This is a genomic window from Prosthecobacter sp., assembly GCF_044232965.1.
GTDB lineage: Bacteria > Verrucomicrobiota > Verrucomicrobiia > Verrucomicrobiales > Verrucomicrobiaceae > Prosthecobacter.
In genome coordinates, this window is sequence record NZ_JBIIKX010000061.1 from 1 (window position 1) to 24607 (window position 24607).

Below are 24607 nucleotides of genomic sequence, written 5' to 3' on the forward strand. Positions count from 1 at the left end.
CTTTTGCCTGCAGGACTTTTGGGCCACGGAAGCCTCCTTCCGCTTCATCATGGTGGCCTACAACCTGATGAGTCTGTTCCGACACTTTGGGCTCAACAGTCACAATCAGGCGACCTTGGCGACGCTACGCTCCTATTGCTTTGCAATAGGCGGCTGGGTCAGCCAACACGCCCGCAAACGGGTGCTCAAGCTCTCACTACCCCGCACAAAGCGCCCCTGGATGGATGCCATCTTCCGCCAAATCGAAGCCCGACCACCACCCTTCGCTTACTCCATTGCATAATCCGGGTTGAATGCCTAAACACCCCACCTCAGAGGTCGGATGTCGGAGCAAAAAGGTCGGAGATCGCACCCTTCCAGCCCGGCGCTCGCACCTCCGAGGTCGGCCCTCGAACCCCACCGGGTCGGAAGCCAGAGCGAAGGGCTCGGCCATCGTCTCCCAAAGCTCCAAGCTGCCACCCGGCTGCTCGGAACGCGCACCTCGGAGGGTTCGAGGGCGAAGCCCGAGCGGTCGGCCCGCCGACCTTTGCGCTCCGCCAGCCAAGCTCCACGCTGCGCCCTTCGCGCCATCAGCCACGCCTTTCCCCGCTCTCCATTCCTCCTCCACTCGTATGCCCTTCGACCCCGCTCTACCCGCCAACGGTTCTCCGCTCGTCTCCGCCGAGATGCGCGGCCAGTTCAACGGCCTCAAAAACCTCATCGACGCCATCCAAACCATCGGCAGCGCCACGGTGGACGGCGTGAGCACACTGCCGCCGGGCAACTCGGCAGCGGTCAATGTGTCCGCCTCAGGCGGCATGCTGCACTTCACCTTCGGCATCCCGCAAGGGATCGAAGGCCCGCAGGGCATCGCGGGGCCGCCCTTCGCCTCGGCGGTGGTGGACAGCGTGACGACGCTGCCGCCGGGGACCAGCGCGGCGGTGAGTGTGTCCTATGACGGGAGCAACGTGCATTTCACCTTCGCCATCCCGCACGGGCAGGACGGGCCGCAGGGCATCCAGGGTTACCAAGGACTGCCGGGAGAGGTGACGCTCTCCCAGCTCGACAACGCCATCACCGGTGTGCTAAACGTCTCCAGCAACAACAGCAGTGGTGTGAACACGCTCAACCAGCCTGCGGACGCGAACTACAACCAGGCGCAGATGCAGGATGTGCTGAGCAAGCTCGATGAGCTGATCCTGGCGCTGCGCAGGTAGGGCGCGTTGTCCCTAGCGCGCCAGGAGACGGCGGCTGGGGGGGGGGCAGCCGCCCTGCCTGGTGCGAGAGATCCGCCGTCGCAGGCGGAAATGCAGCAGATGATCGACAAGGTGAAAATGAGCTGATCACCGCGCTGCGGCGGTAGGACACCTCACTCTCATTTGAACCGCCGCAGTCGCAGGCTGTTTAGGATCACCGAGAGGCTGCTCAGAGACATCGCCACGCTGGCGATCATCGGATTGAGCAGCCAGCCGGTGAAGGGATACAGGATGCCGGCCGCCAGCGGGATGCCGAGGCCGTTGTAGAGGAAGGCGAACCAGAGGTTCTGGCGGATGACCTGCATCGTGGCACGACTGAGGGCGAAGGCTTGATGCAGGGCGCGCAGATCACCCTTCACCAGCGTGACGGCGGCGCTTTGGATGGCGACCTCCGTGCCTGTGCCCATGGCGATGCCGACATCAGCGGCGGCGAGCGCGGGCGCGTCGTTGATGCCGTCGCCCGCGAAGGCCACATGGCGGTCTTTGCCTCTCGCCTGATACACATGCAGCAGTTTTTCCTTCGGCGAGACCTCGGCGGTGACTTCGTCGATGCCGAGATCTTTCGCCACACGCTGCGCGGTGGTCAGCGCGTCGCCGGTGATCATCTGCAGCTTCAAACCCAGCGCGTGGAGCGACTCGATGGCCTTGGGCGTGGTCTCCTTGACCTTGTCCTTGATGGCGATGAGGCCGAGCGGCTTCTCATTGAGCACGACGATGACCACGGTGCAGCCCTCGGCCTGCAACTGCACGGAACGCGCGTGGCATTCGGCGTCGAGAAAGACACCGTTCTTGTTCAAAAACGCCGCCTGACCGACGAAGACCTCGCTCTCGCCGATGTTCCCGAGCACACCGCCGCCGACCACGGCTTGAAAATCCGTGACGGTGGCGAGCGGGATGTCACGCTCCTTCGCGGCGTTCACGATGGCGGTGGCGAGCGGGTGCTCGCTCGCAGACTCGACAGCGGCGGCGCAGGCAAGCAAATCACGCGCGGAAAGACCGGGCAGCGGGAAGATCTCGAAGACGGTGGGGCGTCCTTCCGTGAGCGTGCCGGTCTTGTCGAGCATCAGGGTGTCGATCTGTTGCAGACGCTCCAGCGTCTCCGCGTTCTTGATCAACACGCCGAGCTGAGCGCCACGCCCAAGGCCGACGGTGACAGCCATCGGCGTCGCCAAACCGAGCGCGCAGGGACAGGCGATGATCAAAACGGCCACCGCGTTCACCACCGCAAACGCGAACGAGGGCTGCGGGCCAAACTGCCACCACAACACAAACGTCAGCACCGCGATCAGCACCACCGCCGGCACAAACCAGGCCGAGACGCGATCCGCCAGCCGCTGCACCGGCGCACGGCTGGCCTGCGCTTTGGCGGTCATTTCCACGATCTGGCTTAGCAGCGTGTTCGCGCCGATACGTTCGGCGCGCATGAGGAAGGTGCCGGTGCCGTTCACCGTGCCACCGGTCACGGCGGCGTTCGCTTCCTTCGTCTGCGGCATGGACTCGCCGGTGAGCATGGATTCATCCACGGCGGAACTGCCTTCTGTGACGATGCCATCCACCGGAATGCGCGCGCCGGGTTTGATTCGCAGCACATCGCCAATTTGGATGTCATCGACGGCTGTTTCGATCTCCGTGCCGTCACGCACCAGCAGCGCGGTTTTCGGCGCGAGGTTCATCAGCGCACGAATCGCCGAGCCGGTGGCGCTGCGGGCGCGGAGTTCGAGAAGCTGGCCGATCAGCACGAGCACGGTGATGACCGCCGCGCTTTCAAAATATAGCGCAATGCCACCATGCGTGGTCGTGTGTGGCAGCCAGCCCGGAGCGATGAGCGCGACGACACTGTAAAACCAGGCCGCCAGCACGCCGAGTCCGATGAGCGTGAACATGTTGAAGCGCAGCGTGAGCAGCGAGCGGCCAAACCGCACCAGCAGCGGCCAGCCGACCCAGAACACAACCGGGGTGGACCACACGAACTGCATCCAGCCGGAGGCATCGTGCGGGATGTCGCGGATCACCGGCAGATCCATGCCCATCGAGAGCAGAACAACCGGCGCGGCCATCGCGGCGCTCCAGCGCACACGCCACCACAGGTCGCGCACTTCCTCATCGCCACCGTCGCCGCAGCATTCGGGTTCGTTGCGTTTTGCGAGCGGGTTTTTCTCCAAGGCCATGCCGCACTGCGGGCACGCGCCGGGTTTGTCCGAGCGCACGCCCTCGCACATCGGGCAGATGTAGGGCGCGGGCGGCAGGTGCGCCGCCGCAGGCTTCTCGTCTGGCGAGGAGCAGTGCGGGCAGGAGTTCGGCGCGTTGGGTTGCATGACGTGGGAAAATAGCCGCACAAACAACGCCATCACCAGACTATTCTTGGCGAATGCGGCCTCAACCCTTCGTGATGCACTCGTCAAGATTGAGAATCGCGCTCGCCACGGCATACCAGGCCGCGAATTCGGCGGCGGGCAGGTTCTTCGGCATCTCAAAGCCGGTGGTTAGGTCATTCGTGGCCTTGGGATCAGCCTTGGCGGCTTCAAACTGCGTTTCCCACAGGGATTTGAGCACGGTGAGCTCCTGCACACGCGGTTTGCGGGCCAGGGCGAGGCGGAAGGCGTGTTGCAAACGCGAATCGAGGTCATGGCTCGGCGCTTCGTTGACGATGCGTCTGGCGAAGGCCTTGGCGGCTTCGACATAGACGGGATCGTTGAGCAGCGTGAGCGCTTGCAGCGGTGTGTTGCTGCGGGAACGACGCACGACGCAGGCCATGCGGGCGCTGGCATCGAAATTCATGAAGCTGGGATAGGGCGAGCCGCGCTTGAGCACGACGTAGAGGCCGCGGCGGTATTTTTCATCACCAGGACTGACGACATAGTTGTACTGCTGGCCGCCAACTTTCTGCCACAGTCCGTCCGGCTGCGGCGGTCGAATCGGCGTGCCGCCTTGCTTCAAATTGATGAGCCCGGCGATGGCGAGGGCGTTGTCACGGATGGTTTCGGCGTCGAGGCGGAAACGCGGGCCGCGCCAGAGCAAAGTGTTCTGTGGATCGACGGATTGAGCTTCCGCTGCGATAAACTGCGAGCTTTGCCGATAAGCCGCACTCATGACGATCTTCTTGAGCATGTGCTTCATGTTCCAGCCGCTTTCCATGAACTCGACTGCAAGCCAGTCGAGCAGCTCGGGATGGCTCGGCTGTGCTCCTTTGATGCCGAAGTCTTCGAGGGTCGAAACGATGCCCTGGCCGAACAACTCGGCCCACCAACGATTGACGGTGACACGAGCGGCGAGCGGGTTGTCCTGGCTGGTGAGCCATTTCGCGAGGGTGATGCGGTTCGGCGGTCCTTTTGGCTGCGAATTGAAGATGGCGGGAACGGTTGGTGTGACTTTGTCAGCGGGGTCGGTGTAAACGCCGCGTTTGAAGATGGCGGACATGCGCGGTTCTGGGAGTTCGCGCATGATTTCGGTGGTGGGGGCGTTGAGGGCGGTGATTTGCTTTTGCAGCCCGGCCTTTTGCTTTTCGAGTTGGGCGAGCTGCTTGTCTGTGGCCTTGGCGGGGGCTTTGTTTTCGGTTTCCTCGACTGCGGGGAGCGCTGCGATGACATCGCCGGTGATGCGGGAAATGCGCAGGCAGCCCATGACGAGGCCGTTGCCGAAATTCTGCTCCATGCGGATGCTCAGCTTGGTGCCTGAGGTGATTTTCACCGGCTTGGCGAGTTCAAACGCGGCCCAGTGCGGCTCACCGAAGCGCTGGCCGATGGCCCAGGCTTTTTTACCTGCCTTGCTGACGAGATTGAGAACGTCGTAGCCTTTTTGCGAGTAGTCGGCATGGGCAGTTTTGAATTGAAGCGGCTGCTTGCTGCCGTCCGGCGCGGTGAGCGTACAGTCGAAGGTGTGCAGGACGAAGTTGGGACGATTGGCCCCTCCACGACCGGGGCCGTCGCCGGGAATCGAGGCATGCGTGAGGGCTTCGAGCATCAAACCGCTCAAGTCACCGCCGCTGAGTTCGGCTTCAAAGGTGTAGGTGTCCGTTTCAGGCACCGGGCCGGTGAGAAGCACGCTGCCATCGGCCTGGAGTTCGGATTCGGCATCGCTTTCGGTGAGGAAGGCGGTGGGTTTGAGCGCTTGGACGGCTTCGCTTTGGTCAGAACCTGCACCAGCCGGGTTGCCCCCTTGTTTGCCGGCACCTGCGATCTGCTGCTGACGTGCGGTGATCTGGACGTCGAGCGCCTTCAACTGCGCGGTGAGCTGCTGGCGCTGCGCTTCGCGGCCAGTGTCCTTGATTTGAAACGGGCTGCCTTTGAACTGGATCGAGCCGGGAACTTTCGGATTGGTGCGCTCGGCTTCCTTTTCGGTGTTGTTGTAGTAGGCGAGGAGCGAGTAGTAATCGCGTTGCGTGATGGGGTCGTATTTGTGGTTGTGGCACTGGGCGCATTCGAGCGTGGTGCCGAGCCAGACCGCGCCGGTGGTGTTGACGCGGTCGATGACCTGGTTGATGCGGCTTTCCTCAGGCTCGGTGCCGGCCTCGACGTTGGTGGGCGTGCAGCGATGAAAGCCGGTGGCGATGATTTGCTCAGGCGTGGCATTGGGCAGCAGATCACCGGCGATTTGTTCGAGCGTGAATTGGTCGAAGGGCATATTCGCGTTAAGCGCATTGACGACCCAGTCGCGCCAGGCCCAGACCTCGCGCAAATCATCGCGCTGGAAGCCGTGGGAGTCGGCGTAGCGGGCGAGATCAAGCCATGGGCGTGCCCAGCGGACGCCGAAATCCTTTGAGGTGAGGAGGCGGTCGGCGAGTTGCTCGATGCTTGATTCTGGATGCTGGATGAAGGCTTTCGTAAACGCTTCGACTTCAGCGGGAGTGGGTGGAAGGCCGGTGAGGTCGAGGCTGAGGCGGCGGATGAGGGTTTCCGGGGATGCTTCGGGGGATGGCGTGAGCTTCGCGGCTTCGAGTTTGGCGAGGATGAAGTGGTCGAGCTCGTTTTTGGGCCACGTTTTGTTCTGGATCGACGGAAGTGCCGTGCGAGTGGGCGGGAGGTAGCTCCAGTGCTTGAGGGTATCGAGTTTGTCCGGCCACTTGGCGCCCGCATGGATCCAATCGCGAAGATGCGTGATTTCGGCGGCGGTGAGGCGGTCACCGCGCTTGGGCATGGCTTCCTTGTCTTCCTTCGGCAAGGCGATGCGCCGCAGGAGATCAGAACCGATTTCGAGATGCTTCGCGGAGGCGGTGTCGAGGCGGAGATCGCCTTTTTGCTTTTCGCTGCCATGGCACTCGAAGCAGGCACGCTGGAGGACGGGGAAGACGTCTTTGGCGAAGTCGGCGGCGTGCGCGACGGAGGCTAACAGCGGGATGACTACGAGACGGATCATGCGGTCGTTGTGAACGACGGGAGAAGGCGGGACTTGCCTGAACGAGTTGGAAAACTCGTTCTACAGGAGCCGACGCGCGTTGCGCAGGCCGTCGGCGGTGACGACGGCCTGATTGCGGGCGGCGATCATGAAGTCGAGGTGGTTCTGCCAGTGCATGGGGCGCAGGGAGGCGAGGCCGGCGTTGCGGCGGCTGAAACCGTAGTCGGCGATCTCCCAGCCGTAGTCGGAATGGCGGTTGCGGTAGTCGGCGCGGTGAATCCACGCGCCGAACTCGTCTTTGCGCCACACTTCGGGGTCGTTGCCGGGAATGGTCTGCGCGAGCGCCCACACGCGGCGGACGACCTCAAGGTCGTAGCCTTCGATGGTGTCGGTGACGCTGGGAGGTTCGGACATCGTGAGTGCGGCGGCGGACTGACCGCCGTCGTGATTTATTTCAGCTCGATGTTGTCGATGAGACGCGCGGCGCCGAAGTGAACGGCGAGGGCGATGACAACAAGCTCGCTGGTGGCGGAGACGGGCTGGAGCGTGGCGGCATCGACGGCGGAGACGTAGTCGATCCGGCCGAGCGGGGCGTGTTGTTGAAGGTGGGTGGTGATGAGCTTTTGCAGCGCGGCGGGATCGCGCTCGCCGGTTTTCCACGCATCACGGGCGGCAACGAGGGCCTTGCGCAGGGCGGGGGCCTGGGCGCGTTCCTCGGGGCTGAGGTAGCGGTTACGGCTGCTCATGGCGAGGCCGTCCTCCTCACGCATCGTGTCGATGCCGTGGAGCACGACGTTGAAATCGAGATCGCGCACGAGGCGGCGGATGATGGCGAGCTGCTGGTAGTCTTTTTTGCCGAAGAAGGCGTCGTCCGGCTGGATGAGGTTGAAGAGCTTCGCGACGATGGTGCAGACGCCGTCAAAGTGGCCGGGACGACTGGCACCGCAGAGCACTTTGGAGAGGCTGGTCTCGAAGAGCTGGATGCTGCGGTCGGCGGGGTAGAGATCATCGGCCTTCGGCGCGAAGATCATGTCCGCGCCGTTGTCACGGCAGAGGCCGAGATCCTCGATGAGGGAGCGTGGATATTTGGCGAAGTCTTCCTCGGGGCCGAATTGAAGCGGGTTGACGAAGATGCTGACGACGACGTTGCCGCTCTGGCCGACGGTCTCACGCGCGGCGCGGATGAGCGCGGCGTGGCCCTCATGCAAAGCGCCCATGGTGGGCACGAAGGCGCAGCGCGTGCCTTTGTTGATGGTGCCCCAGGAGCGGAGCTGGCGGATGTTGTTGATGACGTTCATGATTTTAAGTCTCTGGATTCAAACACGGCATAACCCAAGGTAAAAAGCGTGAGATTGACGCCAAAAACAACGGCGTAACCACGCCAAACGAGCGGCCAGTCGATGGTTTCGGCCAAAATACGCCCCCAGTTTGCCATATGCTTCGTGACGAGGAAATGCTGGTAGCTGTCCATGAAGCCGCTGTTCCGCAGGATGAAATCGACCAGGATGTAGGTCAACGCGCCGATGGTGGCGGCGGCCGGCTTGATGCGGAAGCAGGACAAAAAGAACGCGATGCTGCTGACGGTCGTCATGCTGAGGCCCAGTGCGAGCGAACTGCACGCATAACGCTGCAACCCCGGTCCCCAGTCGTAAAACGCGACGACGGACACCTCCGGCACGATGGCGAAGTAACCGCCTCCCCAGCCGCGCAGCACGAGGCCGAGCAGGAAAGACGTCCAGGCAAGGAACTGGATCAAAAAGAACGCGTAGCCGGTGCAGGTGAGGTATTTGAGCAGCAGCAGGCGGAAGCGGCTGACGGGACGTGCCAGCAGCAGTCGCATGTGGCCGTCCTCGCCCTCTTTCGCAACGATGTCTCCGGCGACGAGGCTCAAAAACAACGCGCCGAGCAGGAATACGGAAAAACCCATGACGGTGCTGGCCACGGTGAGGGCGGAGAAATAGTACTCGAAGCTTTCGCCGGAGCCGACGACGGCCTTTTGAATCGGCCCCATGCCAAATTTTTTGATGAGCAGCAGGATGACGATCTCCAAGGCCACAAACGCTCCAAAGCCGATGTAGGTGCGGCGTCGGGCAAAGAGCTTCAGCAGCTCGCCAGACCATTGCTGGAAGAAGAGCATCATGATTTTGAGGACAGGCCCATGTAAAGTTCCTCCAGCGTGCGGCGGTGCGGCTGCCAGGCACTGACCTGCACCTTACCATGCACCAGCGCGGCGACGAGATCGTGCGGCTCCATGTTCAGTGGCACCTCGACGATGCCGTGTTTGTCCATCGTGGCTCCGGCCCGGTCGAGCACCTGACGCGCTAGTCCGATGTCGCTGGTTTCGAGCTTAAAAATGCGGCGGGTCTTTTCCTGCGAGGGCACAGGCCCGGCAAAGACCTTTTTGCCATCCTTGATGATGACGCAGCGGTCGCACATCTGCTCGATCTCGCCGAGGAGATGCGAGTTGAGCATGATCGTCATGCCCTGGTGCTGGCGCAGATGCAGGATGAGCTCGCGAAACTCGCGGATACCCTCGGGATCGAGGCCGTCGGTCGGCTCGTCGAGCAGCAAAATTTTCGGCTGCGGCAGCAAGGCCTGCGCGAGAGCAAGGCGCTGGCGCATGCCATGGCTGTAGGTGGCGGTTTTTTGATGGATGGCGCGGTTGAGGTTCACCATCTGCACGACGCGTTTCACCTCAGCCTCGTCCCACCAGCCGGAGAGGGAGCAGAGCACGCGCAAATTTTGCCAGCCGCTCAGGTAGTCGTAAAACACCGCCGCCTCGTAAATCGCGCCGATCTGCTGGAGCGCCCCGCCACGGTCTTTTTGCACGCTACGGCCGCCGATGCGCACCTCCCCGGTGTCGGGGCGTACCATGCCGAGGGTGATGCCCATGATGGTGCTCTTGCCCGCGCCGTTGTGACCGAGCAGGCCGAGGATTTCGCCCTGCTGAACCTCGAAACTGACGTCATCCAGCGCCAGCCGCCCGGTAGGCCAGCGCTTGGTGAGGTGTCGGACTTCGAGGAGGGCCATCAGAGACGGATTGTGGCAGGTGCGGATGGTGTTGCCAGTTTTTAGTAAAGGTGCGTCAAACAAGTCGCCAAAATCGTGTTTGCCACCATCGGCGGCAGGTTGCATTACTCCGGCCAGTCCTCGTCCCCACTCACGCCATGCAGTTTTATTTCCCCACGTCCCTGAATCTCGGCCAAGAACACAGCGAAGGCTTTCACCAGGAACTGTTGCGTGGGCTGACGCACAAGCTGAACAACCTGCTGGCGGTGATCCAGGGCTTCAGCAGCCTCATTTTGATGCAGGAGGATCTCGATCCGGGCGTGAGCGAAAACATGCAGCACATCCGTGAGGCCTCCGTGGGCGTGACGAACCTGAGCGAGCGCATCCGTTCCGCAGGCGGCTGCGCAAAGATCAGTCTGCAGTCCCTCGGGCTCAATGAATACCTGCCGGTCATCGAAGGAGCGGTCATGGAGCCGTTTCAAAAAGAAGGCGTGCAGTTGGAGGCGGATGTGCAGGCCGCGCTGCCGCCGGTGCTGATTGATCCGACGAAGTTCAAGGACATCCTCACCGAGCTGCTGAAAAACGCCGCCGAGGCCGCGGCAAAGGGCGGTGGTCGCTGTGCGCTGAAAATCTGCGGCCCGGGCGCGATCACCCCGGCGGAGCAGCGCCGCGTGGACATCCTGGTGAGCAACACCGGCTCCCAGATCCCTGCGGAGAAGATGCAGGAGATTTTCCGCCCGTTTCATGGCTCGAAAAACAGCAACCACCTCGGCCTCGGGCTGACGATCGCCGCGATGCTGAGTCATCAGATGAACATCCAGCTCGGCGTGGCCTCGGAGAACAACACGACGACGTTCTGGCTGAGCTGCCCGATGGCCTGAGCGCGGCCTCCGGGGCGGCATGTGAGTTTTTGTGACGTTTTGTCGATGCAACGCCAGTGTCCCTGACGTTGTCAGAGCCAGGCACCCAAACCCGGAGGTCTCCCATGAAACGACTCGTCCTGCTCCTCACCCTGCTGCTGACCGCGGCTGTTCGCGCGGATTCCAGCGGTCCGCTCACCATCACCACACGCGAGGGCAAGTCGTTTTACGAATGCAAAGTCACGCGTGTTGACGCGGACGGCATCGCGTTCACACACCGCGACGGCGTGGTGAAGATCGTCTTCAAGGATCTGCCGGAGAGTCTGAGGCAGCAGTTCCGCCATGATCCGAAGAAAGCGGCCGCCCAGCAGCGTGCGCAGGACATGCGGCGCCAGGAGGAGCTGAAACGTGAGGCAATACGCGAAACCGTGATGGCGAAGAAACTGCAGGAGGCGCAGCAGGCCGAGGCGAGCTATCTCGCGGCGGCAAACGCGGCCGCTCTTGCTCCGGTGTCGTCCCCGATGTCGCTGGCGCTGCCCGGTGAGTCTTTGCCCACCGTGGGCCAGCAGACGCCCTCGTGGTTGGGCGCGCCGATCACAGGTCCGGCGCTGGGCGGCCGGGATTATCGTCAGAGCAGCTTCTCCTACTGGGGTGGTTATCCCTTCGTGAATTCCTTCGGCGGCGGGTATGACCCGATGAGCGGCTACGGTTATCCTTATGGCGGCTTTGGTTGTGGTTACGCGCCGACGGGAGTCTATGTGAGCCCCACGATTTACCGTTCCTGGAATGTGGGCAGCGGGTTCCGCATCGGTGTCGGAGTCAGCCCGTTTGGCGGCGCGATCCGGGTGTTTCCCTGAGGAGTTGCTTCGGTTTTACGAAGCATAAAAGACTGGCAAATCTGCCAGCTTCACGGTCAACTGCGACTCAACGATGAAAACGATTCTTTCCGCCCTCATCATACTGTCGCTGGCTCACTCTCATGCCGCGCCTGCGCAGGACGTGGAAACCATCCACACCATTCGTGGCAAGACTTACCTGCGCTGCAAGATCCTCCAACGTGATGCAGACGGTGTGGCCTTCTCACATCAAAATGGCACCGCTCGTATCCTGTTCAGCGATCTGCCGGAGTCCACCCGCTTTGAGCTGGGCTACAACGCGCAGGCGGCCTCGGATCTCGAAAAAGCTCGGGAGCAGGCGCGGCAGGAAAAGGCACAGGAGCGCCGCCAGCAGCAGGAGCGTGTGGCGGAACTGCGGCACGCGGCCCAACTGGCGGAGATCAAGCGTCAGTCGCAGTTGCAGCAACCGCCCATGATCATTTATCAGCAGGGCTCGACTTACACAGGCCCGGTTCCGGCAGTCGGCTTTGCGGCCGCCGCAGGCTGGGGCGGTGTTGTGCCGCCAGTGGTGCCACGGGCGCGAGGATGGGAGAATGTGGGCATCGCCACCATCGGATCTGGCAGCGGCGGCATTTATGTGCCGCAGAGCGGTGGCTTCATCTTCACCGGATTGCCGCAGGTTCATTACAGCCCCACGCTTGGTTATTACAACCCAGGCGGATTCGCCACGCCAGTGGTCCCGTCCATCGGCACTTTTGGGACCGTGCCCGGGCTGGCCGCTCCAATGCCGCCAGCCGTGGTGCCCGGAGTGTCGATTTCAGGAAGCGCCACGATGCCAGTGCCGCGCTGAGCACAAAAAAACGGGAGGTTCTGTTGCCAGAGCCGCCCGCAGAAGATGTTGGTGAACTGAGGTTAGATCAGGCCGGCCTTTTTCAGCGTGGCGAAAGCGCCGTTCTTGTTCACGGTCTTGAGCGCACGCGCGGTGAGCTTCACCTCGACGAATTTACCCAATTCAGCCACCCAGATGCGCTTCTCGCGGAGGTTGGGCAGAATGACGCGCTTCACACGCTTCGTGATGTGACGACCGATACCGCCTTCTTTCTTGGCTTTACCGCTGCGATGAATGTGGTGGCCGCGGGTGACGCCGACGCCGGTGATTTCACAAATTTTTGCCATAAGAAGAGGGGTTCAGGGGGAAAGGGGCCGCGATACTAGCCGAGGACTTTCGGGCGTCAACCAAAAGTCCGGCTTTCCTCAGTTCCGTCGTGGCCGCCCAACCATCAGGCAGGTGGTTTCCGGGTTCATGAGATAGCCGATGCCGAAGCTCAGAGGTTGCACCGGATGCCTCCCAGATGAGTACGCCTCCGTCAAGTCAGGCTGCTGCCCGCCGGGAAAAAGGGGGAGCGTGCCACGGTGGTTGCCATAGAGCCACAAATCCCAGCCCTGACGGTTGAACTCACGGTAGGGAACGCCGGACGGATCCTGGACAATGGCGCTGCTGTGGCGCAGCAGGAAGTCACGAATGCCGGTGAAACTGCCGTCGTGCATGAGGTAGGAGGCGCTCTTCGTGAAAGCCGGGATCCGTCCCAGGCGTGAGACATAAGTCAGCAGCGGACCGTTGCCGCCTCCATTCGAGAGATCTTGGCGGAAGTAAAACACGCGTTTCAGGCGGCCCAAGCCATTGCGGCTGCGGATCATGAGGCCGGTGTTGCCAGAGGAACCCGCCAGAGTGACGTTTCCAGCGCCGTCCAGCCGGACGGTATCGACGGAGTCCACCGAGTAGCCGGTGCGGGCCATGAAGGCCAGAATCAGCGGCAGCACTCCGCGAAAACGCGTGGCCTGCAGGTTGCTGCGCATCTCCGTCGTGATGAAATAGCTGCTCGTCATGATGGTGGAGACCGAGTTGTGCAGACCGTAGAGGCCGCTTTCGATCTCCGCCTGTGAAAGATCGTCCAGACGCGGCAGCGGCTCCGCTGGTTCGAGCCCGCAGAGCACATAAGTCTCCGCCGCAGGGCAGATGGCGCTCGCAAACAGAAAATCCGGCCCGCTGAACGGGTAAAACAGCGCGTTCGCCCTCTGCACATCGCCGATCTCGGCTCCTGCCCAGGTCAGCAGCGGGTCACGATGCAGCTTTTGGTGCGTGGCCCAAAGGTTGTCCATGCGCAGCCTGTGCGCGGCCCAGGCCGGTGAACTGCGAACCTGCGACAGCCCCTGGCCATCCATGCCCGCGAACAGCCGGGCGATGTCGTTGATGGAGGATGACTGCGTCGGCACATTCATCGACACCGCGCCATTGTAGAGCGGGCCGTTGCCGGCGCTTTCAGCCCGGCGCACGCTGCCGGGTTCGGGGGAGTTCAGCAGTTGAGTCCATGAGCCCATCTGCCTGGAAGCCGTGTAATTTCTCATGGCCGCGTCCGGCAGGGCGCACGCAGTGATCAAAAACGACGTTAAGATGGCACCGATAAGCCGGCAACGAATGGAATGGGCGTGATTTCGCATAGCTGTCATAGCTGGGCGATACTATCAGGCACCATACCAACTCCAACAAACTCTTGGCACCCGTCAGGTGCTTTATTTCCACAACGGTTTACTCATTATCAAAATTCAGCGCCATTGTTCCATGGCGCTGAATAGTCAAGCAAGACGCCGGTCGGCTCACTTCGGCTGATGCATCGCGATGCAGTGCAGCGCACCACCTTCGGTCACCAGATCCTTCGCCATCATGGAGATGATTTCGCGGCCGGGGAAGCACTCGGCGATCTTGTCCTCGGCGGCGGCGTCCTTCTTCTTGTTGCCAAAGAGAGGTACGAGCACGGCGTTGTTCACGATCAGGAAGTTCGCGTAGCTGGCAGGCAGGCGGCTGAGACGCCAGTCCTTCATTTCGATGGCCTGGGGCATTTCTATCTCGATGATTTCGAGCTTGCCACCGTCAGGGGCCTTCACGTCGTCAAGGCGCTCGCGGATTTCCTTCAGCACCTTGTGGTTCGGGTCGGAATCACGCGGCTCGACCATGCAGATGACCGCGTCTTCACGGATGAAGCGCACGATGTCGTCGATGTGGCCGTCGGTGTCGTCGCCTTCGATGCCTTTCTTGAACCAAACGATGTCTTTGACGCCCAGCATGGCTTTCAGTTCCTTCTCGACCTCGGCCTTGTTGCCAGGCTTGCCGCCGTGACGGTTCGGATTGAGCAAAACGGACTCGGTGGTCAGCAGCGTGCCTTTGCCGTTGGTTTCGATGGCACCGCCTTCGAGGATCATCTTCGAGGTGAAACGCTCCATTTTGAGCGCGGCCGCCGCCTTCTCAGGAATGGCGTTGTCGAGATCCCATGGCGGGAATTTACCGCCCCAGGCGTTGAATTCCCAGTCGGTGATCGCGACTTTGCCAGTCTCATTGTGCTTGATGAAAATCGGCCCGTGGTCACGGCACCACACGTCGTTGGTGTTGTTCTCGTAGATGTCCACCTGGCTGAGATCGCCCTCGTTGTCGGCGATGCTCAGGCGGATGTTCATGTGGCTGAGCATCGGGGCGTTGATGCGCACGCGCTCGTAGCGGGAAATGACGCTGGCGATCTCGCCAAACTTGTCCTGCAGCTTGTGGAAGGTCTTCGGGCAGCTTTCCTTGTTCGAAGGCCAGGAAAGCCAGATCGCCTCCTGCGGCTCAAATTCGGCGGGAAGTCGGTAATTCTGGGGATAGGAGGCTTTACTCATCAAGGTAGCGTTTGGTCAGGGGAGCGTAGGTGTCAATGCGGCGATCACGGAAAAACGGCCAGATGCGGCGGAAATCCTCCACCGCAGAAAGGTCGCACGGCACGATCAAAATCTCTTCAGCGCTCACGGAGGCCTTTGCAACGACTTCTCCATACGGATTTGCTACGAAGCTCTGGCCCCAGAATTCGCTCTGCTGCTCGGTGCCCACGCGATTGACCGCCGCCACAAAGCAGCCGTTCGCCACGGCATGGCCGCGCTGCACGGTCTCCCACGCACAGTGCTGGGCCGCTCCCAACTCGGCTTTTTCGCTCGGCAGCCAGCCGATCGCCGTGGGATAAAACAAAATTTCAGCTCCTGCGAGCGCTGTAAGCCGTGCGGCCTCTGGGTACCACTGGTCCCAGCAAATCAGCACGCCGATGCGGCCAAATTTCGTGTCCCACACGCGATAGCCGAGGTCTCCCGGCGTGAAATAAAACTTCTCCTCGAATCCTGGGTCCTGCGGGATGTGCATTTTGCGGTACTTGCCCAAGACCGTGCCGTCCGCGTCGATCACCGCCGCCGTGTTGTGGTACAGCCCCGGTCCACGCTTCTCAAACAGCGGCACGATGATCACCACGCCCAGTTCCTTTGCCAGCGGGGCCAGAGCCGCCGTCGTGGGGCCCGGAACGGCCTCGGCGAGGTCAAACAGCTCCGTGTCCTGCGTGATGCAGAAGTACGGCGTGTTGAACAACTCCTGCAGGCACACGATTTGAGCGCCACGAGATGCCGCCTCGCGGATGAGGCGCTCATGCTCGCGCAGGCTTTCGTCTTTGCTGGAAAAGGCCCGGCTTTGCACCAGACCGAGGGTGACCTTCGACATAGGGCGCGGAGTGTTGAGCGCGTGGCGGGGAATGCAAGGAAAGCTATGCACACAAACCAAGGCATGGCAGCACCGGCTTGCACGCGTGCGGACTGCTGCTACCCTCGACTCATGAGCACCGCCGTTGATGCGATCTATCAAAAGGGGCTGTTACAGCTCCTGGCTCCGCTGCCATTGCCGGAACACAGTCGAGTTCGTGTCGCCGTAGAACTCATCAGCGACGATCCTGAGCGTTCCGAGTGGCTCTCCCATCCGCACCGTCAGCTTGAGAAGGTGTGGGACAACGACGCTGACGACGTTTTCAATGAACTGCTCGCGTCATGATGTCGTCCTGCTGCCGATTCCGTTCACGGATTTGAGCAGCCAAAAAGTCCGCCCGGCGGTGGTCGTCGGTCGGCTGCACCCGACCGACGTGGCAACGCTTCAAACACATTTGCGCAACTGGCTGGGTCTTTGAAAGCCTACACATTGCAAAAAAAGCCCGGCAGCTCTCGCCACCGGGCTTGGAGGATTCAAAAACGGCTTACTCGCGATCCACCGAGATCTTGCCCGCGCCAGTGAACAGCAGCGTCACATAGGCGATGAGATACACCATCGCCAACTCGCCGGAACTCGCGCCCACGAGGGCGGACTTGTGGACGAAGAAAAAGGCGGTGCCCATCGTGATCGCCAGCATCAGGGCGGCGAAACGGGTGAACAGGCCGGCGATCAGCAGCGCGGAGCAGACGACCTCGGCGAACACCGCGAGGCCGGCGTTCACATTCCCCGGCAGGCCGAGCAGGCCGTTCATCTTCTCCGCTGTGGCGGCAAAACCGAGCATCTTGCCGCGGCCATGGAGCAGCAGCATGGAAAAGCCGAGCGCAACGCGCAGAATGAGCAGGCCGTAGTCGGGAGACTTTGGCAGGAAGGACAGTTTCAGGAGCTTGAGCATGAGTGTGTTGGGTTCGGGTTAAGCGGGGATTTATTGAAGCATGATCCACCCCCGGCCTCGCCGACAAGCCTAAAATCCAAGGAGTGGGGCTAGGATGGCCCCATTCCTCATCCCAGCGCCTCTAGCATCGTCTTCAGCTTCGCGAGCTTCTCCTCCCAGTCGGTTTTCCGCTGCTGATGCTCGTCGAGCACCTTTTGCGGGACTTTGGAGGTGAAGTTCGTGTCGGCGAGTTTCGCGGTGACCTTTTCGAGCTCGGATTCGACTTTGGCGACCTCTTTGCCGACGCGGGCCTTTTCGGCCTCCACATCGATCAAACCGTCGAGAGGCAGGAAAAGCTCGCCGAGGGGCGTCAAAGCCGCCGGAGTGCCTTTTTTCGGCTGGAAGGCCGCATCGACCTCCAAGGGCTCCGCATTGAGAAGGATGCGCAGGACCTCGATTTCATGCGCAGGCAGCTCGGAGGCCGGTTTGAGCACGAAACGCACTTTCTTGTTGATGTTGAAGGTGCTCTTGAGGCCACGGCCAAGCTCCACGGCCTTGTATTTGTCGTTCGCGGCCTGTTCGTCCTCGGGAAGAATGCCGAAGTGGGCGAGTTCATCCGCATCGAGCGGTTTCGGCCAAATGGCGAACATGATGCTCTTGCCGCCTTGGTTTTCGGGAAGGTCGGCGTTGAAGCCCATGCCGTGCCACAGCTCCTCGGTGATGAAGGGCATGAAGGGATGGAAGAGACGCAGCGTGTGCCCGAGCACGAAGTCGATGACGGCGAGGGTGTTCGCTTTGCGCTTCTCATCGCTGCCTTGGAGCACGGCTTTGGAGGCTTCGACATACCAGTCGCAATACTCGCTCCAGAAGAAGCGGTAGAGCGTGGCGGTGGCGTCGCTGAAGCGGTATTCTTCGAGCGCGGTGCTGACCTCGGCGATGGCGGTGTTGAGGCGCAGGAGGATCCATTTGTCGTCGCTGCTGAGCAGCGCGGCGCTGATCTCCGTCTCGGTGGCGCCGCCTTGCATCTGGCGGAAGCGGGCGGCGTTCCAGAGCTTGGTGCAGAAGTTGCGGCCGAGCTCGACGTTCTTTTCGTCGAAGCAGATGTCCTGACCGAGCGGCGCACTGCGCATGATGCCAAAGCGCAACGCATCCGCGCTGTAGCTCGCGATGAGCTCCAGCGGATCGGGCGAATTGCCGAGCGACTTGGACATTTTGCGGCCCTGCTTGTCGCGGATGATGCCGGTGAAATAGACGTTCTTGAACGGCAGCTCGCCCATCCACTCGAAGCCCGCCATGATCATGCGGGCGACCCAGAAGAAGATGATGTCTGGTCCCGTGACGAGATCGGTCGTGGGGTAGAAGGCCTTCAGCGTGGAGGTCTTCTCCGGCCATCCCATCGTAGCGAAAGGCCACAGCCAGGAGCTGAACCAGGTGTCGAGAACGTCGGGGTCTTGGGTGAAGCCTTCGGCTTCAAGAAGGCGGGCGTCATCGTCAGAGGTCGTTGCGACGAAGATTCGGAATCCGCTGTCGATTCGGAATCTGCGGGCGTGTGATAGTTTCTCTCCTTCGGCTGAAATTGAGAAGGCGGATGTGGGAAGATCAGCACGATCATAAACCTCATTGTCGAGGATCGACTTGATCGTCGTCGGCAAGTTGTCGTGAGAATTAACATCCAACGGTATGTCCAACGTCCAAACCGGCACACGATGCCCCCACCAGACTTGGCGGCTGATGCACCAGTCTTGCAGGCCAGTCATCCAGTGGTCATAGACCTTCGCCCAGCGGTCGGGGTGGAATTTCATTTCGCCGTTGGCTACGACGGACTGGCTTTCCTTCACGCTCGGATATTTCAGGAACCACTGCTCGCTCAAGCGGCTCTCGATGGGCACGTCGGCGCGCTCGGAGTAGCCAAGGTTGTTCTGATAAGGCTCCTCTTTGACGAGGCTGCCGATTTCCGCGAGCAGCTCGGCGGCGCGTTTGCGGCCGGCGAAGCGCTCCATGCCGGCGAGGTCTTTGCCGGCGAGCTCGTTGAGCGTGCCGTTCGGATGCATGACATCGATTGGCATCATCGATACCAGTTCACGATGCAATGCCGACTCAGGATGAACGGTCTCGACTGACTTATGCAGTCTGGTCAGAATCTCAAAGTCGGCTTTATCATGCGCGGGCGTGACTTTCAGCACACCGGTGCCGAAGGTGAAATCGACATGCTCGTCGGCGATGATCGGCAGCAACGCTTGGTTCTCGATCGGCAGCGGACGACGAACATGCTTTCCAATCAGGTGCTTATACCGGTCATCGTTTGGATTCACAGCAATCGCTGTGTCACCCGGGATGACCTCGGGACGCGTGGTGGCGATGGTGAGCCAGGTGCCGGGTTCCTCGACGACTTCGACTTTGAAGTGATACATGATGGCGTTTTGCGCCTTCATGACGACCTCCTCATCGCTGAGCGCGGTGAGGGAGGACGGGCACCAGTTCACCATGCGCTTGCCACGGTAGATGAGGCCCTTTTTGTAGAGATCGACGAACACGCGCATGACGCAGGCGTTGTAGTCGTCGTCAAAGGTGAAGCGCTCGCGGCTCCAGTCGCAGGAGGCGCCGAGTTTCTTGAGCTGCTCGATGATGATGCCGCCGTGCTTTTCCTTCCACTCCCAGATCTTCGCCACGAGGCCCTCTCGGCCCAGATCGTCGCGGTGCTTGATGACGCCCTGCTTTTTCAGCGTCTTCTCGACGACGTTTTGCGTGGCGATGCCGGCGTGGTCGGTGCCGGGCAGCCAGAGCACTTCCTTCCCCAGCATGCGGGCGCGGCGGGCGAGGATGTCCTGGATGGTGTTGTTCAGCACATGGCCGAGCGTGAGGATGCCCGTGACGTTCGGCGGCGGGATGACGATGGAATAAGCCGGGCGCTTCTCGCTGACGCGGGCGGGATCGGCTTCAAAGCATTTGTCATCCAGCCAGCGCTGATACCAGCGGGCTTCGACGTCGGCTGGCGTGTAGGTCTTTTCGAGTTCGGGCATAAAGGGCGGCCAAGATGGGGGAAAGCCGCCGCTTTGCAAATGCCGAGGCGCATGTAAGCATGCCGCCCCATGAGTGCAGCGACCTCTCCCCGCACAGCCCCCCACGGCGACACCTTTCGCCAGGGCATGATGTTCGTCGTCGCCCTCGCCTTTCTCACCGCCATCGGCCTCGTGCTGCCGCACGGCGACAGCGGCGAGGCGTTTCGCGACTGGTTGCTGACGCAGATGCTGTTTTGCGTGGTGATCATCGCTCTGTGGATCGTCGTGATCGTCGAAGGCCTGCTCGGGCTGTTTTTCTCCAGCGATGCGTGGTCCGCCCGCCTCAAACGCCTGCTTCTCACGTCCTTGCTGCCGCCGCTGCGCATGATCACCGCCAGCAGCAAGCCACGCGGCTGGCTCTGGCTGCCCGGCATTGGTTGGAGGCCCGCAGGCGAGGAAACGTCCGACAAACTCGAGCAAAAGCTGGCCCTGCCGATGGTCGTGCTAACGCTGCTCGTGCTCCCCGTGCTGGGAGCCGAACTCACCGGCGGCGAGACCTTGGAAAATCATCCGCGTCTCGCTTTGGCAACGCATCTGACCACCTGCGTCATCTGGATCGGCTTCACCGCCGAGTTCCTTTGGATGGTGGCCGCTGCGCCCGACAAACTGGCCTACTGCCTCAAGAACTGGATCAATCTCGTCATCATCCTGCTCCCGCTCGCCGCCTTCCTGCGCGTGCTGAATGCGTTCCGCTTCACCCGCATGCTGCGCGCAGGAAAACTCCTGCGCGCCTACCGCCTCCGCGGCCTATGGACGCGGCTTTGGAGGCTGGCGTTGCTCTTTAATCTCCTCGAACGCCTCCAGAAACGCGATCCCGCGAAGTACTGCGCTGTTTTGGAAAAGAAGATCACCGATCTCGAAGAACAACTGGCCGACTTGCGCACCAAGCTTGCGGAGCAGCGCAGCAAGACAGTGGCTGAGTGAAACAACTCACTGCCCCAGGCTCAAATATTCCCTCACCGTGTGGTTCATCGCACGTCGCGCAGGTGGGAAGCACTCCGCCACTTTCTCAAAGGTCTCCTGCAGCGCGAACTCCTCTGCCAGCACATGTTTGCGTGCGGAGTCGAGATGGCTGACGACCACCTGCTCGTAGTAGTCCACATCCGGCGCTCCACGCCGCTCCGCACGGCGGTGCAAGAAATCGGGATACAGGCAGGTCAGTACCAGGAACTGGTTCGCGCACTGCACATGCAGGAAGAACTTGTGATGCCTGCTGGCGCTCTCAATCGCCTCCAGATAATCGACGCTGTACATGCTGTCCACGCTGTGGTTGATGTCCTCCGGCCCCTTCGTCGGCGTGCAGCCAAAGTCCGCGCACACCACCGCCATATAATCCGCTACTGCCAGTTCCTTGATGCCGAATTCCTTCAGCGAATGACGCACCACGATGAAGAAGAACAGCTCGGGCGAGAGCAACGTCGCTTTGCGTGAGACAACGACGGCGTCGAACAGCTTGTCGTTGTCCAGAATGATCGGCACCGCCTCCGGGTCATCCATCATCGCCTTAAACCCCTCTTTCCCTCGCTCAGTCAGCGCGAGAGTGTCACGAATGAAGGTCCAGTCCGTCGGGGTAAAACGGAACCAGCAGCCAGGGCGAGGGAAGCGCGTCATGGAGATCAGATTTGTGCTGTCGTCAGTTACAAGCATATCAGATGCCAGTTTGTTTTGTCATTTGGAAAAGGCCGTGGCCTCAGGTGTTCAATCACCTTCGACGCACCTTTGTAAGCATCTCTTCACGAAATCTCTTGGCCCCCCCGCGCTCCGTGCTAAGCACCCCCATGCCCAGAACCGACGGACGCGCCCCAGACCAGCTTCGCAAAATTGAATACGTCCTCGACGTCGCTCCGCACGCCGGGGGCTCCGTGCTCATCGCCTTTGGCAACACCCGCGTCATCTGCACCGCCTGCATCAACGAGGAAGTGCCGCGCTGGATGAAGGTGCAGAACGTCAAAGGCGGCTGGCTCACTGCCGAGTACTCGATGCTGCCGTATTCCACGCTTGAGCGCAAAGATCGCGAAAGCTCCCGTGGCAAGCCCGATGGCCGCAGCACCGAAATCCAACGTCTCATCGGCCGCAGCCTCCGTGCTGTCGTTGATCTCGAAAAACTCGGCGCCCGCACTCTTTATGTCGATTGCGACGTGCTTCAGGCCGATGGCGGCACCCGCACCGCCGCCATCACCGGTGCCTGCATCGCCGTCTCCATCGCCTTCAACCGTCTGCTCGAAAAAGGCAAGATCACCCGCCAACCGCTCAAGAAAAAGCTCGCTGCTGTCAGCGTTGGCATCGTGAAAGGCGAAACGCTCCTCGATCTCTGCTACACCGAAGACGCCGCCGCCGATGTCGATAGCAACATCGTCCTCACCGAAGACGGCGAGTTCGTCGAAATCCAGGGCAGTGGCGAGGAGTCCACCTTCACCGAGGCCCAGCTCCACTCCATGCTCGAATACGGCCGCAAAGGCATCAAGGAACTCGCAGCCATCCAGGACGAGGCCATCAACAGCGCCATGAAGCCTGCCGAAGGCAAGGATCTGCAAAAGCTGGCGGAGTTTTTCGGCAAACGCTGAGGAATAGTTTGCGATGGTTTGCAGTTGTTGGCCGTAGTTTGCAATGGTTTGACAAACAATCGTAAACAACGGCCAACCACCGCAAACCTATGACGGCCCTGCTTCTCGATCCCATCTACCAGCAGCATGATCCCGGTCCGGGGCATCCTGAGAGTGTTCAGCGTCATGTTGCGATCACGAAAGCGCTTACTGAGGCTGGAATCGTCGCCAAAACGCAATCCATCGCGCCTCGGGTCGCCACGCTGGATGAAATCGCGCTCTGCCATGATCGCGGTTACATCGCCACGGCCAAGGCAGATGTCGAATCGGGCTTGGAAGACCTCAGCACCGGGGACACGTCGATTTGTCCGCGATCCTACGACGTGGCGAATCAGGCCGTCGGCGGAGTCTTGAACGCGGTTGATGCAGTGTTCGCTGGCAAGGCCAGGAACGCCTTCTGCGCCGTGCGGCCGCCCGGTCATCACGCACGACCTGCGCAAGGCATGGGCTTCTGCCTGTTCAACAACATCGCCATCGCCGCGCGTCATGCGCAGAAGCAGCACGCAGCGCAGAAGATCGTCATCGTCGATTGGGACGTGCATCACGGCAACGGCACGCAGGACATTTTCTATGAGGACGGCAGCGTGTTCTTCGCCAGCACGCACCAAAGCCCGCTATACCCTTTTACCGGCCACGCTGAGGAAACAGGCAGCGGAAAAGGCAAAGGCAGCACCTTGAACCTCCCCTTCCCCGCCCGCACCGGCATGTCAGACATCGGCGCGGCCTTCACCGACCGACTCCTGCCCGCCATCGACAAGTTCAAACCCGATTTGATCCTCATCTCCGCCGGATTCGACTCCCGCATCGACGATCCCCTCGGCCAGTTCCGCCTCACCGACGACGATTTCGCCGCTTTGACCAAGCTCCTGCTCGAATCTGCAGCCGCCCATTGCCAAAACCGCCTCATCTCTGTGCTGGAAGGCGGCTACAATCTCAAAGGGCTCGCCAGCGCCGTCACCAGCCACGTTGGAGCGCTGCTGTGATCAAGGCGTCTGCTCCGGCAGATAAAACCGGCCCATGTGCTCCAGGATTTTCGCGCGCAACTCGTCACCGTCGATCTCGCCGTTGTGGCGGAAGATGACCTCGCCGCCGGGCGCGACGACCAGCGTGTGCGGGATTGGCCCCGGCCATTCAGGATCGAGCGCCTGAATCAGCGCCTCGCTGCTGGCCTCGTTGAAGAGGTAGGCGTTGCCTTTGCGGCCTTCGGCTTTGAGCGAGGGCTTCAGTTTGTCCGGCACGATGGCGTTGTGTTTTTCGAGGAAGGCTTTCACCGCAGGCAGCTCCTTCGGATCGTCCATGCTGATGCTGATGAACTCAAAGTCGCGCAGGCCGAACTTGCGCGAGGTGGCGACGAGTTCGGGGAATTCCTTCACGCACGGCCCGCACCACGTCGCCCACACATTGAAGAGGCGGACTTTTTTCGTGTCGTTCTTCCGCAGTGCGGCCACGCCTTTCGCGTCGATCCATTCGACCTCCACCTCACCTTTCTCCCACTTGTCGTTGTCGGTGACGACTTGATCTCGTTTGCCGAGCCACTTGGTGGAGCAGCCGTGGGGTTTCGTTTCGGTAACAGGCACCGGTTTGCCGTCCAGCAGCGCTTCGATGGCGTTGCGAGCATCGGGGGAAGTCACCGTGGCCTCATCCGCGTAGCGTGAATCGTCCAACCAGCCTTGGTAGCGAAGCTTGCGCTCTTTGTCGAAGATCATCACATGCGGTGTGGCCAAGCAGCCGTAAGCGAGCGCCGTCTTCTGCGTGTCGCCGTCATAGAGGTAGTCAAAGTTGAACTTCTGCTCCTCTGCATGGCGCTTCATCTCGGGGAAGCTGTCGCTGTACTTCGAGTAGCCGAGTTCGTCGGGTCGCAACGCTGCAGGATCATTGGGATTGATCGCCACGAGCCTCAAACCTTTGCCCTTGAACTCCTTCACCAGCTTCTTGATGCGTCCTTCAACTGCCTGCGAGGTGGGACAGTGATTGCTGAGGAAGGCGATCATGAACAGATCAGCGTCCTCATAATCCTTGAGCGTGTGTTTCTCCTCGTCGATGCCGATGAGATCGAAGTCCGGCGCCGCGTCGCCGATTTTCAGCTCATGAAAGCCCTCGGGCATGCCCGACTTCTTCGCCTTCGGCGTTTCAGCATTCATGAGGGCCGGAAGCAGGGCCACCAGCAGGGAAACAGCGAGCTTGTTCATAGTCGTGA

At 61.2% G+C, this 24607-nt stretch carries 22 protein-coding genes and 1 pseudogene; 9 read left to right on the plus strand and 14 right to left on the minus strand.

Annotated elements, in window-relative coordinates:
- A pseudogene (locus ACILSI_RS20420) lies at nt 1–283 on the plus strand (hypothetical protein); the annotation flags it as partial.
- Nucleotides 284–611: 328 nt separating this feature from the next.
- Nucleotides 612–1196 carry a hypothetical protein gene (locus ACILSI_RS20425; protein ID WP_395723764.1) on the plus strand — a complete coding sequence of 195 codons (585 nt, stop codon included), beginning with the start codon at nt 612–614 and terminating at the stop codon, nt 1194–1196.
- Nucleotides 1197–1354: 158 nt separating this feature from the next.
- Here ACILSI_RS20425 and ACILSI_RS20430 read toward each other — a convergent pair whose 3' ends face one another.
- The 6 genes from ACILSI_RS20430 to ACILSI_RS20455 all read right to left on the minus strand — a co-directional run bounded on the left by ACILSI_RS20430 (nt 1355) and on the right by ACILSI_RS20455 (nt 9701).
- Entirely contained in the window at nt 1355–3550 is a 2196-nt protein-coding gene (locus tag ACILSI_RS20430; RefSeq protein ID WP_395723765.1) for a copper-transporting P-type ATPase, read from the minus strand.
- A 61-nt stretch (nt 3551–3611) separates the two neighbouring features.
- Entirely contained in the window at nt 3612–6587 is a 2976-nt protein-coding gene (locus ACILSI_RS20435; protein WP_395723766.1) for a PSD1 and planctomycete cytochrome C domain-containing protein, read from the minus strand.
- Nucleotides 6588–6647: 60 nt separating this feature from the next.
- On the minus strand, nt 6648–6980 hold the full coding sequence (locus tag ACILSI_RS20440) for a hypothetical protein (protein ID WP_395723767.1): 333 nt from the start codon (nt 6978–6980) through the stop codon (nt 6648–6650).
- Nucleotides 6981–7015: 35 nt separating this feature from the next.
- Nucleotides 7016–7864, minus strand: coding sequence for a pantoate--beta-alanine ligase (panC, locus tag ACILSI_RS20445; protein WP_395723768.1), 849 nt, complete (start codon nt 7862–7864; stop codon nt 7016–7018).
- On the minus strand, nt 7861–8706 hold the full coding sequence (locus tag ACILSI_RS20450) for an ABC transporter permease (RefSeq protein WP_395723769.1): 846 nt from the start codon (nt 8704–8706) through the stop codon (nt 7861–7863). Before ACILSI_RS20450 ends, panC begins: the two co-directional genes overlap by 4 nt.
- Nucleotides 8703–9701, minus strand: coding sequence for an ATP-binding cassette domain-containing protein (locus ACILSI_RS20455; protein ID WP_395723770.1), 999 nt, complete (start codon nt 9699–9701; stop codon nt 8703–8705). The genes ACILSI_RS20450 and ACILSI_RS20455 overlap by 4 nt, the downstream gene beginning before the upstream one ends.
- A 32-nt stretch (nt 9702–9733) precedes the next feature.
- On the opposite strand from ACILSI_RS20455, the gene ACILSI_RS20460 reads away from it, so the two are divergent.
- From ACILSI_RS20460 to ACILSI_RS20470, 3 genes are all read left to right on the plus strand, one after another.
- On the plus strand, nt 9734–10456 hold the full coding sequence (locus ACILSI_RS20460) for a sensor histidine kinase (RefSeq protein WP_395723771.1): 723 nt from the start codon (nt 9734–9736) through the stop codon (nt 10454–10456).
- A gap of 104 nt (nt 10457–10560) precedes the next feature.
- Nucleotides 10561–11292, plus strand: a complete 732-nt coding sequence (locus ACILSI_RS20465) for a hypothetical protein (protein WP_395723772.1) — start codon at nt 10561–10563, stop codon at nt 11290–11292.
- A gap of 73 nt (nt 11293–11365) precedes the next feature.
- Nucleotides 11366–12121 carry a hypothetical protein gene (locus ACILSI_RS20470; RefSeq protein ID WP_395723773.1) on the plus strand — a complete coding sequence of 252 codons (756 nt, stop codon included), beginning with the start codon at nt 11366–11368 and terminating at the stop codon, nt 12119–12121.
- Between the two features lie 62 nt (nt 12122–12183).
- On the opposite strand, the gene rpmB is transcribed toward ACILSI_RS20470, so the two are convergent.
- From rpmB to ACILSI_RS20490, 4 genes are all read right to left on the minus strand, one after another.
- Complete coding sequence (rpmB, locus tag ACILSI_RS20475; protein WP_395723774.1) at nt 12184–12447, minus strand: 50S ribosomal protein L28; 264 nt, start codon at nt 12445–12447, stop codon at nt 12184–12186.
- Nucleotides 12448–12525: 78 nt separating this feature from the next.
- On the minus strand, nt 12526–13677 hold the full coding sequence (locus tag ACILSI_RS20480; RefSeq protein WP_395723775.1) for a hypothetical protein: 1152 nt from the start codon (nt 13675–13677) through the stop codon (nt 12526–12528).
- 249 nt (nt 13678–13926) lie between these two features.
- Nucleotides 13927–14979: an agmatine/peptidylarginine deiminase gene (locus tag ACILSI_RS20485; RefSeq protein ID WP_395723776.1), complete on the minus strand. Its 1053-nt coding sequence runs from the start codon at nt 14977–14979 to the stop codon at nt 13927–13929.
- Nucleotides 14972–15838 (minus strand): carbon-nitrogen hydrolase, encoded by an 867-nt coding sequence (locus ACILSI_RS20490; protein WP_395723777.1) that lies wholly within the window; start codon nt 15836–15838, stop codon nt 14972–14974. Before ACILSI_RS20490 ends, ACILSI_RS20485 begins: the two co-directional genes overlap by 8 nt.
- Nucleotides 15839–15949: 111 nt before the next feature.
- Between ACILSI_RS20490 and ACILSI_RS20495 the strand changes: the two genes are divergently transcribed.
- On the plus strand, nt 15950–16162 hold the full coding sequence (locus ACILSI_RS20495; RefSeq protein WP_395723778.1) for an antitoxin AF2212-like protein: 213 nt from the start codon (nt 15950–15952) through the stop codon (nt 16160–16162).
- A gap of 199 nt (nt 16163–16361) precedes the next feature.
- Here the strand turns inward: ACILSI_RS20495 and ACILSI_RS20500 are convergent, their stop codons facing one another.
- Together ACILSI_RS20500 and ACILSI_RS20505 are read right to left on the minus strand one after the other, a co-directional pair.
- The gene (locus ACILSI_RS20500; protein WP_395723779.1) at nt 16362–16769 is read right to left on the minus strand and encodes a DoxX family protein; all 408 of its coding nucleotides are present in this window, start codon (nt 16767–16769) and stop codon (nt 16362–16364) included.
- 107 nt (nt 16770–16876) lie between these two features.
- On the minus strand, nt 16877–19768 hold the full coding sequence (locus ACILSI_RS20505) for a valine--tRNA ligase (RefSeq protein WP_395723780.1): 2892 nt from the start codon (nt 19766–19768) through the stop codon (nt 16877–16879).
- A gap of 69 nt (nt 19769–19837) precedes the next feature.
- Here ACILSI_RS20505 and ACILSI_RS20510 point away from each other — a divergent pair, with 69 nt between their 5' ends.
- A complete protein-coding gene (locus ACILSI_RS20510; protein WP_395723781.1) occupies nt 19838–20731 on the plus strand; it encodes a potassium channel protein - like protein in 894 nt (297 codons plus the stop codon).
- Between the two features lie 6 nt (nt 20732–20737).
- Here ACILSI_RS20510 and ACILSI_RS20515 read toward each other — a convergent pair whose 3' ends face one another.
- Entirely contained in the window at nt 20738–21418 is a 681-nt protein-coding gene (locus ACILSI_RS20515; protein WP_395723782.1) for a hypothetical protein, read from the minus strand.
- Between the two features lie 167 nt (nt 21419–21585).
- Between ACILSI_RS20515 and rph the strand changes: the two genes are divergently transcribed.
- Both rph and ACILSI_RS20525 read left to right on the plus strand, forming a co-directional pair.
- Nucleotides 21586–22371: a ribonuclease PH gene (gene rph / locus ACILSI_RS20520; RefSeq protein ID WP_395723783.1), complete on the plus strand. Its 786-nt coding sequence runs from the start codon at nt 21586–21588 to the stop codon at nt 22369–22371.
- Between the two features lie 89 nt (nt 22372–22460).
- Nucleotides 22461–23393: a histone deacetylase gene (locus tag ACILSI_RS20525; RefSeq protein WP_395723784.1), complete on the plus strand. Its 933-nt coding sequence runs from the start codon at nt 22461–22463 to the stop codon at nt 23391–23393.
- On the opposite strand, the gene ACILSI_RS20530 is transcribed toward ACILSI_RS20525, so the two are convergent.
- The gene (locus ACILSI_RS20530; RefSeq protein WP_395723785.1) at nt 23394–24599 is read right to left on the minus strand and encodes a redoxin domain-containing protein; all 1206 of its coding nucleotides are present in this window, start codon (nt 24597–24599) and stop codon (nt 23394–23396) included. It abuts the gene before it with no gap.
- Nucleotides 24600–24607 lie beyond the last annotated feature (8 nt).

What these genes read in the sequence shown, in the direction of transcription:
- ACILSI_RS20425 (WP_395723764.1), top strand. Translation starts at nt 612, where the DNA reads ATGCCCTTCGACCCCGCTCTACCCGCCAACGGTTCTCCGCTCGTCTCC.
- ACILSI_RS20430 (WP_395723765.1), bottom strand. Translation starts at nt 3,550, where the DNA reads ATGCAACCCAACGCGCCGAACTCCTGCCCGCACTGCTCCTCGCCAGAC.
- ACILSI_RS20435 (WP_395723766.1), bottom strand. Translation starts at nt 6,587, where the DNA reads ATGATCCGTCTCGTAGTCATCCCGCTGTTAGCCTCCGTCGCGCACGCC.
- ACILSI_RS20440 (WP_395723767.1), bottom strand. Translation starts at nt 6,980, where the DNA reads ATGTCCGAACCTCCCAGCGTCACCGACACCATCGAAGGCTACGACCTT.
- panC (WP_395723768.1), bottom strand. Translation starts at nt 7,864, where the DNA reads ATGAACGTCATCAACAACATCCGCCAGCTCCGCTCCTGGGGCACCATC.
- ACILSI_RS20450 (WP_395723769.1), bottom strand. Translation starts at nt 8,706, where the DNA reads ATGATGCTCTTCTTCCAGCAATGGTCTGGCGAGCTGCTGAAGCTCTTT.
- ACILSI_RS20455 (WP_395723770.1), bottom strand. Translation starts at nt 9,701, where the DNA reads ATGCAACCTGCCGCCGATGGTGGCAAACACGATTTTGGCGACTTGTTT.
- ACILSI_RS20460 (WP_395723771.1), top strand. Translation starts at nt 9,734, where the DNA reads ATGCAGTTTTATTTCCCCACGTCCCTGAATCTCGGCCAAGAACACAGC.
- ACILSI_RS20465 (WP_395723772.1), top strand. Translation starts at nt 10,561, where the DNA reads ATGAAACGACTCGTCCTGCTCCTCACCCTGCTGCTGACCGCGGCTGTT.
- ACILSI_RS20470 (WP_395723773.1), top strand. Translation starts at nt 11,366, where the DNA reads ATGAAAACGATTCTTTCCGCCCTCATCATACTGTCGCTGGCTCACTCT.
- rpmB (WP_395723774.1), bottom strand. Translation starts at nt 12,447, where the DNA reads ATGGCAAAAATTTGTGAAATCACCGGCGTCGGCGTCACCCGCGGCCAC.
- ACILSI_RS20480 (WP_395723775.1), bottom strand. Translation starts at nt 13,677, where the DNA reads ATGAGAAATTACACGGCTTCCAGGCAGATGGGCTCATGGACTCAACTG.
- ACILSI_RS20485 (WP_395723776.1), bottom strand. Translation starts at nt 14,979, where the DNA reads ATGAGTAAAGCCTCCTATCCCCAGAATTACCGACTTCCCGCCGAATTT.
- ACILSI_RS20490 (WP_395723777.1), bottom strand. Translation starts at nt 15,838, where the DNA reads ATGTCGAAGGTCACCCTCGGTCTGGTGCAAAGCCGGGCCTTTTCCAGC.
- ACILSI_RS20495 (WP_395723778.1), top strand. Translation starts at nt 15,950, where the DNA reads ATGAGCACCGCCGTTGATGCGATCTATCAAAAGGGGCTGTTACAGCTC.
- ACILSI_RS20500 (WP_395723779.1), bottom strand. Translation starts at nt 16,769, where the DNA reads ATGCTCAAGCTCCTGAAACTGTCCTTCCTGCCAAAGTCTCCCGACTAC.
- ACILSI_RS20505 (WP_395723780.1), bottom strand. Translation starts at nt 19,768, where the DNA reads ATGCCCGAACTCGAAAAGACCTACACGCCAGCCGACGTCGAAGCCCGC.
- ACILSI_RS20510 (WP_395723781.1), top strand. Translation starts at nt 19,838, where the DNA reads ATGAGTGCAGCGACCTCTCCCCGCACAGCCCCCCACGGCGACACCTTT.
- ACILSI_RS20515 (WP_395723782.1), bottom strand. Translation starts at nt 21,418, where the DNA reads ATGACGCGCTTCCCTCGCCCTGGCTGCTGGTTCCGTTTTACCCCGACG.
- rph (WP_395723783.1), top strand. Translation starts at nt 21,586, where the DNA reads ATGCCCAGAACCGACGGACGCGCCCCAGACCAGCTTCGCAAAATTGAA.
- ACILSI_RS20525 (WP_395723784.1), top strand. Translation starts at nt 22,461, where the DNA reads ATGACGGCCCTGCTTCTCGATCCCATCTACCAGCAGCATGATCCCGGT.
- ACILSI_RS20530 (WP_395723785.1), bottom strand. Translation starts at nt 24,599, where the DNA reads ATGAACAAGCTCGCTGTTTCCCTGCTGGTGGCCCTGCTTCCGGCCCTC.